Consider the following 13,261-nt stretch of genomic DNA (forward strand, 5'->3'; position numbering starts at 1 on the left):
CAGGGGTGGTGCATGTGGCGACTTGCCGTCGGATGGTTGTGTCTGGGGATGGACTGCTCCGTTCGAACGCCTGCCCTTTTTCTCCTGGGAGGCTGGCGTGGTAGGAGCGCCATCGGAGATTCAATGTCCCAAGAAGTGCGAACCCGCTCTCGTTGCCTGCGTGAAGGCGCCCTGGTCGCGGTAGTCTTGTTTGCCTCGTTGCCGCCCCCCGCCGTGGCGGCCGAGGAGCCACCGATGGTGCGTGTGGCGAGGGAGTTGCTCGCACTCCCGGAGGACCGACTCGACATAGGCGAGGCCGCCCTGCGTCTGGGCGCCTTCGTGGATCCTGACACGGACGGCCCCGAAGGCCGAAGGCGCGTGGAACTCCTGGCGGGTCAGGTCCGCTCCCTGGTGGGGGGACGGACCGACCCGGAGTACCGCATCCGCGCCATCAATCAGGTCATCTACAAGGAGAACCGCTTCGCCTACGACAAGGACGACCTGGTGGGAGCGCGGCTGGATGCCTCTTCCCTCTGGCGCCTCCTTTCGACGAAGCGGGGCAACTGTGTCTCGCTGCCCGTCCTCTGGTACGCGGTGGCGGAGCGTCTAGGGTATCCGGTGGCGATGGTGGAGGCCCCACACCATTTCTTCCTGCGCTACGAGGATGGACGGTTTCGGTCCAACATCGAAGCCACCTCCGGCGGTGGCGAGGCGAGCAACGAAAAAATCATCCTGGATCTGGAGATCCCCCAGGAAGCCATCTCCTCGGGCGCCATGATGCGTTCCCTCTCCAAGAAGGAGTTGCTGGGAGCCCTCATCGCCGAGGTGGCCGCGCGCCTTATGCAGGACTGGAACCTGGGGCTCGCGGCTCGGCTGTCCGAGTTGGCCCTCACCGCTCATCCGCGCAGCATGACAGCACATTGGAATCTGGCGCTGGCCTACAACTACGAGGCCGCCATGAGGAGCTCGGTCCGGATTCCAGGAGAGAAAGCGGCTTCCCAGAAGAAGCCACGGGTCATGGAGGCTGCACGGCGAGCCTTGAACCACGCCCAGGACGCGACGCGTCTCGGTGCGCCGCCCCCGCTCGCCAGTGACTATTGGACGAAGGTGTCCAACCTGGGAGACACCGAGGTGGGGGCAAGGAAACCACCACCTCGGCCCTTTGATGTCTCCACCCTGTTCGCGCCTGGAGGGAAGCCCATCCAATTCGCGCTCGCGGTGGACCCCGTCATCTTCGAGCGCGCGTCACGCGAACCGGGCAGCGTCCTGGGTGTCTGCTCGCGCCTCTGTGGCCCTGCGCCCGGCAATCGCTGCGCGGAATTCAGGCCGTTGGCGCGGGGGGATGCAGAATGAAGCGGGTGCCATGGCTTCGAGTGCTGTTGGCGGTGCTGTGCGTCCTGCCGCTGACGGGCTCCGCGCGTTGGTACGACGCCAGCACGGGTCGCTTTCTCTCCGAGGATCCGCTTCTCGGTGACATCCTCGCGACCGAACAGCGACTTCCAATCCCTGTCAGCCTCCAGCCGTGGCTGTACGCGAACGGGAATCCGCTCATCTACACGGACCCAGATGGGCGATCACCGAATGATAGGTACGGCAATCTGCCTCCAGCCCTTCAGAAGGCCTGTGAGAGGGGGCCCTCGAGTTGCGCCAATGCGGGCTACAGTGAGCTGACGAAGGATTGCGCCGCTGGTAATGCAGCAGCATGCACCATTGGCCAGGGCTACGTCGCGACCGTGACCGCGCCAGCTCTTCTCTTCAAGCCTGTCATCCTGGGGTGGGCGGCAGCGTCACTCTTTTCAGCCAAGGGACACAACCCAGGCGACCAGGGACTGGTTGACCCGCTGACCGCGGGTTTCGAAGGCACCTTCGGGACCGCGTATCAATGTGGCGACGACCTCTCGAGGGGGCATGGCGCCTCGATGTCGTGTGGGTTGACGGCCTTCAACCTGGTCATGTTGGGTCGTGCTGGACAGATGTCGAGAGCCACGCGTCTTGCCTTGGAAGAAGAAGCGTTGCTCGCCAGGGCCGGAAACCCGTTTGCTCCCAGGATGTCGGCGGAGGCAGCGAAGGTCGCGGGAGAGAATGCCTTCACAGCTGAAGAGTTCGAACGGCTGACGCGACCTGCGCCGGTAAAGACGGGAACAAGAAAAGGAGCCCGCCACTTTGATGACCTTCCTGCGGTGCGTCCAAGGTCCAGCAACAAGATTGACCCGGTGGAATCCCTGGTACTGAAAGATGAGGGCTTTGAAGGCGCGGTACTCGACGTGCCCTACATCTATGTCGTTGATGAGGCGGGGCAGATGTCGATCGCGGTGCGTGGATCTCCGGTGCATGGCGCGAAACACACGCAGCTTACGGGCGGTCGTCCAGCGAAGGCAGGCGGCGAATTGGTGTTCGGGAAGGACCGGACGGTTCGCGTCAATGCGCAGAGCGGAAGGTATCAAAGGCAGTCAGCCGAGGGCGTGAAGCGCGTCGCTGATCGCCTCCGCGAGTCTGGATACTCGCCAACCATTGTCGCGGAGGAACTCTGAGCCTCGATGTCGCGGGTGTGGGGAGAAGCGATGGAACCGTCTGAGCTGGTGTTCAAACTGTCGTGTGATGATTCGAACTGGGATGGCCTGGACTACAGCGGTTCTCCACCGTTGTCCGTGTTCTTTCCGGAGGGCGCGGTCAGCGAGCAGTTGAACTATGGCCAGGGGGAGGGGCAGGTGCTCATCGATGGGCACGAATGGGGTTTCTACTACAACGACCGACGCAACCTGGATGTCGTGCTCCATGACGGTGGCCTGTCGATCGAGGACGCCAGCAACGTCGTTTCTCGGATCTGCACGAAGCTCCGTCAGCAGCTTGGACAGGATGTCCGGTTCGCGCTGATGCCGCCCGCACCCGCCGAGCCTCCGGAAGGGGGGGCGCTGAGGGGCACATTGGAGGAATGAAGGCCTCGGCGTGCGCACCACGTCGAGGACGGAGCGCCGCACAAGGCGGCTCCCGACGGTGCCATCATTCCTCCTCTGGCGAAACGGCTCACCGAAGCTTGAGCACCACCCGGAAGCGGGCGTGGTTGCCCATCATCCGCTCATAGGCCTCGGTGGCGCGCTCGAGCGGGAACACTTCGTTGCGCGAGCGCACGTCGGCGAGCGCGCTGAAGGCCATCGTGTCCTGCGAGTCCTGGGGGACGCCGCTCGGCCAGCCCTGGACGCGCTGCCGCTTCATGAGCAGTTGCAGGCTGCTGACGGGGATGGGCTCCGCGCCCGCGCCCAGCAACAGCAGGGTGCCATTGCGTCCCAGGCCACCCACCAGCTCGCCCGCGAGGCTGCTGCTCGATGCGGTCATCATGATGACGCGCGCCCCACCGAGCTTCTGGAGCGCCTTGGCCACCGGGCCCTGCTCCGTGTCGACGTACTCGTGCGCCCCCAGTTCGAGCGCGAGCTGCCGCTTGTCCGCGCCCCGTGAGATGGCTGCGGTGCGATAGCCCAGCTTGCGGGCATATTGGATGGCCAGGTGCCCGAGCCCGCCAATGCCTTGCACCGCCACCAGGTCCCCCGGCCGCACGTCCATGTGGCGCAGGGAGTTGAAGGTGGTGACACCCGCGCAGAGCAGGGGAGCGGCGTCCACGGAGTTCATGCCCTCGGGCACCCGGGCGAGCGCCTCCTGGGGCGCGACCATGTATTCCGCGTAGCCGCCGTCGTAGCTGATGCCACACACCTGCTGCACCTCGCACGTGACGAAGTCGCCTTCGCGGCAGGCGGTGCATTGACCGCAGTGGCCTCCGTGCCAGCCCACGCCGACGTGCTGTCCCACCTTCCACGCCGTCACCCCGGGGCCTATCTGGTCGATGCGGCCCACCACCTCGTGACCCGGGACCCGTGGGTATTGGACAGGCATCCAGCCTTCCTTGGTGATGGCATCGCTGTGACAGACGCCACAGGCCTCCACCGCGAGGCGCACCTGTCCGGGACCCGGCTCCGGCACGTCACGTTCGACGAGTTCGAGCGGGCCCTTCGCCTGCCGCACCTGCACCGCCTTCATCTTCCTGGCCATCCGCGTCTCCGTGGGTGTGAAGAACGCGGATAAGCTAAGGGCTCCTCACGGGCCGCGACGAAGACCGCCAGGCAGGGGAGCGGGCGGGAGGGCGGCCGACGGCTCCACCCACGCCGACGCCCGGACCCGCGTCCGCTGGAGGCACTCCTCCATCAGTCGCCCCAACTCCGCCTGGGGCAACACGCCGTTGCGCGCCAGGAAGGCCTCGTCCACGCCCGGGATGCGTGGGAGCGCGGGCGTCTGTTGCGCCTCCAGTGCTTCCAATGCCTGACGCAGCGCCTGCTTCGCCTTGCCTCCGCCCCGCTCCAGGGCGAAGGCGATGACGTCCCAGGCCAGCTCCGCATGCCGTCCCTCATCCTCGGCGATGACCGCCAGGGTCTCGCGCACGACGGGGTCGCTGGCCCGCCGCGCCGCTTCACCGGCGACGCTGGCGGCCAGCCCTTCCCCCAGGCATCCGTCCAGCAACGACCCGCGCACCAGCCGGGACCAGTCATCCGCTTCGCCTGGATTCGAGGGCAGGGGACGCTCCTGTCCCAGCTCCGGAATCGTTCCCGCGCTCCACGGCAGCCCCGAGTAGGCCCGGGCGAACGCGAAGCACCGCCTGGCATGACGGACCTCGTCCAGGGCGGCGAGGTGACACGCTTCCAGCAGCTCCGAGGGCGCGCCCAGGGAGGAGAGCTTGAGCGACAGCTTCGCGAAGGCCGGAACCGACGCATGCTCCAGGCTCGCGGAGTACATCCACGCCTCTCCCAGCACGGTCCGCTGCCAGGGCGTGAGGCCCTCGAGCGCCGGAGCGGCGTCGTCCGCCCAGCCGTCCCCCAGGGCCCGACGGGCCACGCGAGCGCGCCCCTTGAGACGCAGCACGCGCCCCTTCGAGAAGTTCATGTCGCCGATTGCGCTGTAGGCCCAGTACACGAGCCCCATCGTCGTGGCGCCCAGGAGCGTCACCAGGCCCCCGCGGAACCGGTAGCCGTTCAGCATGAAGACGAGCCCCCCCACGAAGAGCCCGGGCCCCAGGACGACGATGAACAGCACCAGCAGCAGCAGCAACAGCACGATGGGCTCGGCCATGCACAACCCTTTCGAATCTGGGCTCCAGAGTCACGGCGGTATGCAGCAACCCATGTGCCAGCATAGACCGCCGTCGCTCATGAAAGGCGCGCCGCGCCCGGTGTGCAGGGGACCGCGTGCAAGGGGGCGCACGTGTGCAGCGCGCTGCACGGTGGACGCCCTGCGAGGCAGTGTCCTGGAAATCATTTTTTCCTGGATGAGCCGGGAGTCGCCTGGGCAAGAATCAAGGGACCATGTTCAAGCTGCTTTCTTCGGCCGTCGTCAGCCTTCTCCTCTCCCTGGGGCTTCTGCCCTCCACCTCGGCGCGGACCGAGGCCCTCGCCGTCACGACGACCACGGTCGCGACGCACAACACCTTGCACGGGCAGGCGACGTTCAAGCCGCTCGCGGACATCATCGGCTGGCAGGAGGTGGACACCTCCGAGGGCCACACCCGGCTTGGGGCGCTCGAGTTCTACGACCACTTCCGGCCCGGCGAGAGCCGGCTTGATGCGCGCAACTCCATCGCCATCTCCTGGCGCAGGAACAAGTACGAGAAGACCGGTGACGGGTCCCGACTCACGCATGGCGGTGAGGCCGAGGTGACGCCTTCGCGCTTCGTGAACTGGGTCGTGCTGAAGAACAAGGAGACCGGCGCGAAGCTGGCCTTCGTCAACACCCACTACATCTCCGGCGCCTGGAACGGAGAGCACCCCGAGCGTCAGGAGCGCTGGCGGACGCACAACGCCGTGGTGCACGAGGTGGTCGCCGACCTGCGCGGACGGGGACTGCCGGTCGTCCTGGTGGGTGACTTCAACCGCCCGCTGTCACAGGACATCCCTGGCATGAACCACCTGCGGACGGCGGGCGTCGAGGGTGTGCCCATCGATCAAATCTACGTCCTCCAGGGCATCGGCACCGGTCCCGCCGAGCGCCTGGAGAAGTTCGGCTCCGACCACTTCGCCTACACCGCGACCGTCGCGTACTGACGGATGGAACTACAGCACTTCCTCAAGGGCGCTCTTCCAGCTGTAGTTCCCGGCCTCCTTGCCCGCGATGGAGCTCTTCGCCGGGTCGATGTGGATGGTCAGCACGCCCGCATCGAGTGAGACCCGGGTTCCATCCGTCGACAGTCGGCACACCGTCTTGGTGAGCGCCTCCTTCACCGCCGCCTTGCCATCCGCGGTGCCGCAGACCTCGACCAGGGTGCCCACGGCCGCCCGGCATGCGCTCTGGGTCCGGTCCTTCATCGGGTCGAAGGCGGGGTAGGTCGTCTTGTCGTAGCTGCTCTTCAAGGTGGACCCGCAGGCCTTGTTGACCGCGTCCTCCTTCTCCTTCAGGTCCTTGTCGTAGACGGCCCAGCCGTTCTTCTGGGCCACGGTGAGCCGCGCGGGCTTGGAAGAGGACTCGTCGGCGATGGCGAGCGAGGCAAACAGGCAGAGACACAAGGACGGAATCCGGAACATGGGGGCTCCTGGTGGAAGCGGGGGGCGGCAGTGCGGCCTGCCGTTCATCCAGGGAAGGGCCCCAGGGAATTCTTTTGCATTCTTTCTGGCCGAGCCATGCACGGTGCCACCTTCGTCCTGAACCCGGTCAGCATCGTTCAGGCGAATGGCGCCAAGGAGGTGGATGGAATCACGTGGGGGGCCGGGGGACATCTACGACGATGGGGTCATCTCCATCACCGGCAACCTGGAGGCGGCCGTCATGGCGGAGCTGCACTCGCGTGGGTATCCGACGCCGCCCGCGCAGACTGGACCGACACCTCCGGCAACGCGACCGGGTTCCAGCTCACCCACGTGGCGGGCTCCTCCGCCTGGACCCCATACGCCTGGACGACCACACCGTAAACGTCACCTTCGGCCTGGGAGAAGGCGGGATGCGCAGGGCCCGCCTTCTTCCGCCGGAGCCCGGACCTGCCAGGCCCTCAGCTCCAGGCCGCTCCTTGAAGCATCTCCTTCAGCCACGGGTAGAGGTGCTCGACCTGCAATGCCTGACACCACTGTTGGAAGTATTCCGCCAGCCTGACGCGATGGGCGTGGGTCTGCGCGTGGTGCAACTCGAAGTCCTTGCGGTTCTGGACCTTGTCGCCCACCAGCATGGCGTTGACTTCCACCAGGGGCGAAAGCCGGATGCCCGCTGGAGGCAGCGTCGCACGGGCGAGGTAGTCATTGGCCACCGACCGGTATTCCATGGCGAGCCCCAGCACGAAGGCCCCATCCGGAACAGGCGCCAAGGTCTGGGCGACCCGTGCGTAGTGGTCCCGCAGGTCCGTGTCGCCCTGGACGAGGGGATGCAGGCAGAACGCGCGCAGGGCCTGCGGCGATGCCTGGGTGCGCACCATGACAGCCAGCCCTTCATGGATGTGGTTCATGAAGGGGACCTGGCTGCGCCTGGCGCGCTGCTGGCCGTAGAAGCTCTGGACGAGCCCGTGTTCGGGGCTCTGAAGCACACCCGTGGCTTCGAGGGCGGCCCAGGTCGAGGGATGCAGGTCAGGAGGGGATGGATTTGGCATGCAGGCAGGAGGCCCGGTTTCGCAGCGGCACCGCTGCGGATATCTCAGCTCTTGCCAGTCGTAGGCAGGGCCACGTTCGGAATAGCGTCATCGCAGACAAGCCCTCCGGACCGCAGGGTGATGCCAAGTCTAATTCCTACCAATGTCGTTCGGAAGGGGGGGGCGAAGGCGTGTTCGCGACTCAGCGCGAGTGGCACTGCTTGATGGTGATTTCTTCTGCCAGCGCATGAAGGGGCGTCCCGAAGGTGGTGACCGTGATGAACCCGTGCGAGGTGATGCCGTTCCAGGCAGCGGCCAGCAAGTAGTGGCAGAAGGAAAGGGCGCCGCGAGAGAACTTTCGCGGGGTTGTGGAGAAGGATGTTTGACTTTGACGTGTTCGTCTGTGTGGGGTGTGGATACGCGCGGGTTATGGCGTACGTAAAGCGCGCCAGAGGGGCGCGCGGCATTGAGGAGCAGCTGGGATTGCCGATTGCAGGTGTTAGCTTGGCCCCGGGGGCGGCAAGCGTGTGCCTCAGGGGACTGCGCGGCCTGTCCACCGAAAGGGCCCATTGCTCGGGCAGCCACCCTCAGCGGCCCTCCTCGGCCCCTGCGCACCAGCTCGCCCCCCCCCCTTAAGACCTCGTCTATTCTTCCTATGCTCCGAGTGTTTCCAGGTGCGAGGTGCTTCCTTTGCGCACTGAGCGCCACAACTCGGCCTCTATCACCATTCAGTGGCTTCTCCAGTCGCGCATGCTCCTGCTGCGACTGCCCTGCTGCTTGTGGCGCGGCGGGGCCCGAGCACCGGCAAAGCTTGGCGTTTATTGCACAGTAGTGTTAGCTCTTGACCGGAGGCGCACCTAGCTCTTTTAGTGCGGCCTCAACCTCTTGAATCAACGACTGCGTCAGCAAGCGCAAACCAACCTTGATTGATGATGCGTTTTTAAGGCAGCGAAGTAAAATGCCGATGTCGATACTCTTGGGGTTCTGTCTGTACCGCGCATGCATTGATAGTGAGTATGGAATTGAGTAGAACTCAAAGTTCCTGCCGTTTGGTGGCGGCGAGCCTTCAGCTGCTGCGATAGTCTTTGCGACTTCCGGAGCTAGGAGGAAGGCGTCATATGCGCGAGAACGATCACCAAAAAAGAACTCTGCGACCGCCCTGTTTGCCCAATACATGCCCGGCTTGGGATCAAGCGTGACTGCATTTTGAGATGCACTAAGCGCCAGTTCGGGAATTGGCGATGCGGCCTCCATTGCGCAAGTCGCTGCTTGGTTCTCAAGCTTTGCGTCTTGGACGCCCAGTTCTTTGAGTTTATGGTAGTCTGCTATTCCCTTCAGGTGAACACCGGCATCTCGCGAGGCGTGCACAATTTTCCATGCCTCGTGAGGCAAGAAGAATGCAAATTTTTCTTTGCCGCGCATGCCTGGTGAGACGGCATAGCGGGCAAACTCTAGCGCATGTTTGGCCGGGAGTTGGTGAGCTTTCGAGTCTCCGGCTGAAATGAATGCACCCGCGCCAAAGGAGGTCAACCCATGACTGGCGCTTGTCGACTGCTCTAGAGTCTTCTCCATCAATGCACGCACCTTCGACGCCGATGTCATGCCGGTTACGACGGTCGCAAACTGCATGGGTTGGATCTGAGAGATGGTCGACAGACTGGGGAACGATTGCCGAATCGAGTCATACAGCCGCGCGAGCGACGCATTGATAAAAACGCTACCTCGAGATTCGCTGAGTGGCTCCGAATTCTCAAGCGAAAATGCAATAACAGAGAAGTCGGAATTGGAACTCGAGAGTTCTTCGACGACAGAAGAAAGTCTCTCCACCGAGCTGAGATCCGTCGCTGGAATTGGGTTGATCGGCGATGATGGCAATAGGTGCGTAATTGAGCCAAGCGGAATCGCTTCTAGTACTGACCCCGGAGGGAACGCTTTAATGCCGCGCACCTCGGCAGTCGCGCAGAAAGACATTTCCTGTTGGGAGTCAAATACGATGATTCTGCCTGAATGCATCTTTGGATATGTGCCAATGCGCTTTTTGGTGCGACCATCGCTAAAAACAAAGGGGGTGAAGCCGGAAAAGTCTGGGTGATAAACCAAGAACTCCTGCCCGACACGCACTTTAACTTGCCTGCCAATGTCGATGGCAACAATTCCGGTGTCTTGGTGATGCTCCAAGACTCGTCCGCCACTTTGGAGTATCCCGGAGAACCAACGCACCGTGTTTCTGCCGGAGGTCTTGGCTCGATAAAGGGCAGCATCCGCCTCGTTCTTTAACTGCTCTACAAACTGGACTCCCGACTTGTCTCTGGGGCATACGCCAGAAGATACGCCAATGCTGACAGTAACCTTGCGCTCACTTGGATGGGGTAAAGACAGTCCTGCTGTCGATCCTCCGTATGCGCTTTGCCATTCCGCCTCCGTAGGGAGCGGCGATTCCGCAGTTACCCGTCTGAGGGATTCGGAGAGGCTCTCGACTTCGCTATTGATTGCAGTTCCTGAGACTACAACGAAGAACTCTTCGCCACCTGACCTTGCGACACGAATGCGTGCGCCTGAACTTAAGTGCGACTCTGTCCTCTGTGACTCATCAAGAATGCGTTGTGCAAAACACTTTAGCACAACGTCGCCGTATAGGTGTCCAAAAGTGTCATTGATTTGCTTGAAATGATCGATATCTAGAGCGAGCACCCAAATAGAGGCACTAGGCTCGCCCATGCCTGTCGTCACAGTCTCTATTGAAGAGGGAATCTCGACCAGCAGGCTCTTGACCTCTGCCTCCAAGCCAGCCCTGCTTAGCAGGCCAGTCGTGGTGTCATACAGCGCCCTGTACTCATTTTCGGAATGCCGCAGACACCTGTCTATTCGCTGGGAAAAAATGGTGCGCGTTGACGCCTTTGGCGCGGTCGAAAACTCAAGGGAAACCACTGCGTCAAGAGACGTAATCGGAAAGAATGCCACAGTGCTGTTGGGTGCTCTCCAGTTGCTTCCGCTTGTTGATGCTTCGGTAATTCCAGTCAATGCAGTGGCATCGGCCTGTTGTCCGGTTGTTTCCTCTTTCCAGGTGTTTTCAACTAAGCGATACGCAAGGAAAGTCGGAGGCGTTTCATCGCCTTGAAGTTCGTTCGTTAGTTCATTGATAAGTAGCTGGAAACGTTTGGATCGCATTTATTTTTTTTCTCGGTGCTGCGGGCTGATGAGTTGGAAAGCGGTACTAAATCAAGAAGTCAGGTGGATCGCAATAGGTGTTTGCATGATGGATCAGGGACGCCAAAGCCAAGATGTAGTTGGCGCGTCCGCCGGCTCCAGTGTTGAGATGAGGGCGCGCGAGGCAGTGGCGAAACCAATTGGTCCGCCAGCCCATGCGAATGGGTCCACGAACGTCAATGTCGTCCAGCGTCCGCTCGGGCGAAGCCCTTGAGCGCGCTGGCCTACCGAGCCCAGTCATGCTCTCTCGTGATGACAATGCTGAAGAAGGACTCCGTGAGGAAGGCGAGTCGCCGCACGTCCACGGCCTCGATCGCGCGGCGAGGACACTCAGGCGCCGGAAGTCGGGCGGAGCGTCTCGCTCCGAGGCGACGAAGGATTTTTCTTATGTGAGAAATCCAGCCGATGCAGCGCTCGCTGGATGGCTGGATGGCTGGATGGCTGGATGGCTGGATGGCTGGATGGCTGGATGGCTGGATGGCTGGATGGCTGGATGGCTGGATGGCTGGATGGCTGGATGGCTGGATGGCTGGATGGCTGGATGGCTGGATGGCTGGATGGCTGGATGGCTGGATGGCTGGTGACAACGCCTATGCGTGCCGTCAGGGCTCTAAGAGGGTGTTGTCGAACCCTCATGAAGGAGCGAGCCGACGCAGCAGGAGGGCCGTCATCGCCAACCAGATGAAGGCCTCACTGGAGGCGGGCTTCTGCTCATAATCCTTACTGAGGCGGCGAAAGAGATTGAGCCAGCCAAAGGTGCGCTCCACCACCCAGCGGCGCGCGACCACCATGAAACCGCGAGGAAGCGGTGGGCGCTCAATCTCGGGAGGCAAACCATACCAGCGTCGCCGCCCCTCATTGGGCCGGCGAACGACTTCCACGTTCCAGCCGAACTTCTCCTCCAGCCTGCACTTGCACCGGCCCGCATAGCCCGAATCCACCCAGAGCTTGCGCAGGCGAGGGAAGTCCTCTCTGGACTTGCCGCCAAGAAGAAGCTGCGCGCCGTCTCGGTCTTGAACGCTGGCTGGGTGGACGCGCAGCGCGTGGACAAGACCTTCGGTGTCTACCAACATGTGTCGCTTCCTGCCCTTCACCTTCTTGCCGCCGTCGTACCCCCTGGGCCCCCTTTTTCCGTCGTCTTCACCGTCTGGCTGTCCAGCGCGCCTGCGCTGGGGTGCGCGTCGCGTCCCAAGTGGTGACGTGTTTCCGTGCGGAGCACCGCGTGGATGCGCTCCAGCAAGCCTGCGTCACGCCACCGCCGGAAGCAGCTGTACACCGTGTCCCACGAGGGGAAGTCATGAGGCAGCATCCGCCAGGAGATTGCTCCTCGCATGACGTACAGCAGGGCATCGGGAATGCGCCGACGCGGGTGAAGGGGCGGACGGCCGCCCCGTCGGTAGAACTCCTCCAGTAATGGCTCCACCAGCGCCCACTGCAGATCCGTGAGGTCCGACGGGTAGCTCTTCCCCATGTACCTGCGCTGCTCACCGCCCCGGGGTTCGACAACACTCTCTTAGGGTGGACGGGGCGCACGCATCCGGCACGCCCGGAGGCAGCACATCCAGGTAGAGCCCATCCAGTTCCTGGTGCATCCCCCGCGCATCCACCGATGAGCGGCCTGTCACGGGGTCGCGCCACCGCGAGCTCGCCGGTTCGACAATCAAGGCGCCGAAGAGTCCGTGCACGTTGGTGCCGTCCTCGCCTCCAGAGTAGTTCCCGCCGTCGTGGATGGGGAAGACGCCCTCGTTCTCACAACGCCAGTCGTAGACGTGGCGTCCGCCGGTGCGCACGAGACTGGAGGGTGAGCGTCCGACGTGGGAGCCCTCATCCTCCTTGACGTCGTAGCCCCCACCCACCAGGTGCAGCCCCACCTTGCGACGCTGGATCTCGTTGCGAAGCTCCACCTGGAGGAGGTCGCCCTTGCGAGCGCGCAGCACCAGCGGACGCATCAGGGGATGGGGCTGGCGAGCTTCCTCAGGAGTGGAAGGCAGCGTGATTCCCAGCACGTCGGCGCGGGCCTTCGCCTTCGCATACCAGGTGTCCGGCGTGTCGGAGGGCTCCGGGCCCGGTGGCAGGCCCACCCGGCCCAGGGCCTGGATGTACTTCAGGATGGAGACGTTCTTCGTGAGCGCGAAGATGAGCCCATTGTGGTCATGATCGCCTTCCCTGTTGAAGTAGATCACCACCTGAAGCGCCGTGACCTGATATTTCATTGCCACGGCGGTTGCCGCCTCACGTCCCCTGCCCATGCAAGCCTCCCCCCCCCAGACGGGAGCATCGCTTCTGAATCGACGCAGTGTGGGCCATCCGGGATGGCCGGATGAAGCCGGCCATCCCGTCCCTGTCCTTGGAAGGACACGGACCTAGCAGGCTGTTGAAGAAGCCCGGTTTGCTGGCACGAGGCCGGGCTTCTCGTTGACTTCAATCTCAACCTTGTCTTCGGGGGGAGGCAGCGGGCGCAGAGCGCCTATGCGGCGGCCAGCCGCGCCA

12 protein-coding genes are annotated in these 13,261 nt (G+C 63.3%); 5 read left to right on the forward strand and 7 right to left on the reverse strand.

Annotation, left to right across the window (positions count from 1 at the left end):
* Nucleotides 1-234 precede the first annotated feature (234 nt).
* The 3 genes from D7X74_RS15635 to D7X74_RS15645 are packed head-to-tail and all read left to right on the forward strand — an operon-like array spanning nucleotide 235 to nucleotide 2,915.
* Nucleotides 235-1,332, forward strand: coding sequence for a transglutaminase family protein (locus D7X74_RS15635; protein WP_158622235.1), 1,098 nt, complete (start codon nucleotides 235-237; stop codon nucleotides 1,330-1,332).
* A complete protein-coding gene (locus D7X74_RS15640; RefSeq protein WP_147446575.1) occupies nucleotides 1,329-2,510 on the forward strand; it encodes a hypothetical protein in 1,182 nt (393 codons plus the stop codon). The genes D7X74_RS15635 and D7X74_RS15640 overlap by 4 nt, the downstream gene beginning before the upstream one ends.
* 6 nt (nucleotides 2,511-2,516) lie before the next feature.
* Nucleotides 2,517-2,915 carry a hypothetical protein gene (locus D7X74_RS15645; RefSeq protein WP_120533766.1) on the forward strand — a complete coding sequence of 133 codons (399 nt, stop codon included), beginning with the start codon at nucleotides 2,517-2,519 and terminating at the stop codon, nucleotides 2,913-2,915.
* Between the two features lie 88 nt (nucleotides 2,916-3,003).
* On the opposite strand, the gene D7X74_RS15650 is transcribed toward D7X74_RS15645, so the two are convergent.
* Both D7X74_RS15650 and D7X74_RS15655 read right to left on the reverse strand, forming a co-directional pair.
* The gene (locus tag D7X74_RS15650; RefSeq protein ID WP_120533767.1) at nucleotides 3,004-4,020 is read right to left on the reverse strand and encodes an alcohol dehydrogenase; all 1,017 of its coding nucleotides are present in this window, start codon (nucleotides 4,018-4,020) and stop codon (nucleotides 3,004-3,006) included.
* 45 nt (nucleotides 4,021-4,065) lie between these two features.
* Nucleotides 4,066-5,091 (reverse strand): ferritin-like domain-containing protein, encoded by a 1,026-nt coding sequence (locus tag D7X74_RS15655; protein WP_120533768.1) that lies wholly within the window; start codon nucleotides 5,089-5,091, stop codon nucleotides 4,066-4,068.
* Nucleotides 5,092-5,324: 233 nt separating this feature from the next.
* Between D7X74_RS15655 and D7X74_RS15660 the strand changes: the two genes are divergently transcribed.
* Nucleotides 5,325-6,059, forward strand: a complete 735-nt coding sequence (locus D7X74_RS15660; RefSeq protein ID WP_120533769.1) for an endonuclease/exonuclease/phosphatase family protein — start codon at nucleotides 5,325-5,327, stop codon at nucleotides 6,057-6,059.
* Nucleotides 6,060-6,068: 9 nt separating this feature from the next.
* On the opposite strand, the gene D7X74_RS15665 is transcribed toward D7X74_RS15660, so the two are convergent.
* The 3 genes from D7X74_RS15665 to D7X74_RS15680 form a co-directional block, all read right to left on the reverse strand.
* Nucleotides 6,069-6,536, reverse strand: coding sequence for a hypothetical protein (locus D7X74_RS15665; protein WP_120533770.1), 468 nt, complete (start codon nucleotides 6,534-6,536; stop codon nucleotides 6,069-6,071).
* Nucleotides 6,537-6,997: 461 nt separating this feature from the next.
* Nucleotides 6,998-7,522 carry a hypothetical protein gene (locus D7X74_RS15670; RefSeq protein ID WP_120533771.1) on the reverse strand — a complete coding sequence of 175 codons (525 nt, stop codon included), beginning with the start codon at nucleotides 7,520-7,522 and terminating at the stop codon, nucleotides 6,998-7,000.
* 876 nt (nucleotides 7,523-8,398) lie between these two features.
* A complete protein-coding gene (locus tag D7X74_RS15680) occupies nucleotides 8,399-10,732 on the reverse strand; it encodes a GGDEF domain-containing protein (protein ID WP_120533775.1) in 2,334 nt (777 codons plus the stop codon).
* A gap of 278 nt (nucleotides 10,733-11,010) precedes the next feature.
* Between D7X74_RS15680 and D7X74_RS42995 the strand changes: the two genes are divergently transcribed.
* Nucleotides 11,011-11,355 carry a hypothetical protein gene (locus D7X74_RS42995; RefSeq protein ID WP_158622236.1) on the forward strand — a complete coding sequence of 115 codons (345 nt, stop codon included), beginning with the start codon at nucleotides 11,011-11,013 and terminating at the stop codon, nucleotides 11,353-11,355.
* A 48-nt stretch (nucleotides 11,356-11,403) separates the two neighbouring features.
* On the opposite strand, the gene D7X74_RS15690 is transcribed toward D7X74_RS42995, so the two are convergent.
* A protein-coding gene (locus D7X74_RS15690) for an IS5 family transposase (protein ID WP_233602113.1) occupies nucleotides 11,404-12,242 on the reverse strand; the annotation gives its coding sequence in 2 pieces (ribosomal slippage) (nucleotides 11,404-11,888 and nucleotides 11,888-12,242; 840 coding nt in all).
* Between the two features lie 13 nt (nucleotides 12,243-12,255).
* On the reverse strand, nucleotides 12,256-12,990 hold the full coding sequence (locus D7X74_RS15695) for a hypothetical protein (protein WP_147446576.1): 735 nt from the start codon (nucleotides 12,988-12,990) through the stop codon (nucleotides 12,256-12,258).
* Nucleotides 12,991-13,261 lie beyond the last annotated feature (271 nt).

This window comes from Corallococcus sp. CA047B (assembly GCF_003612065.1).
GTDB classification, from domain to species: Bacteria; Myxococcota; Myxococcia; order Myxococcales; family Myxococcaceae; genus Corallococcus; species Corallococcus praedator.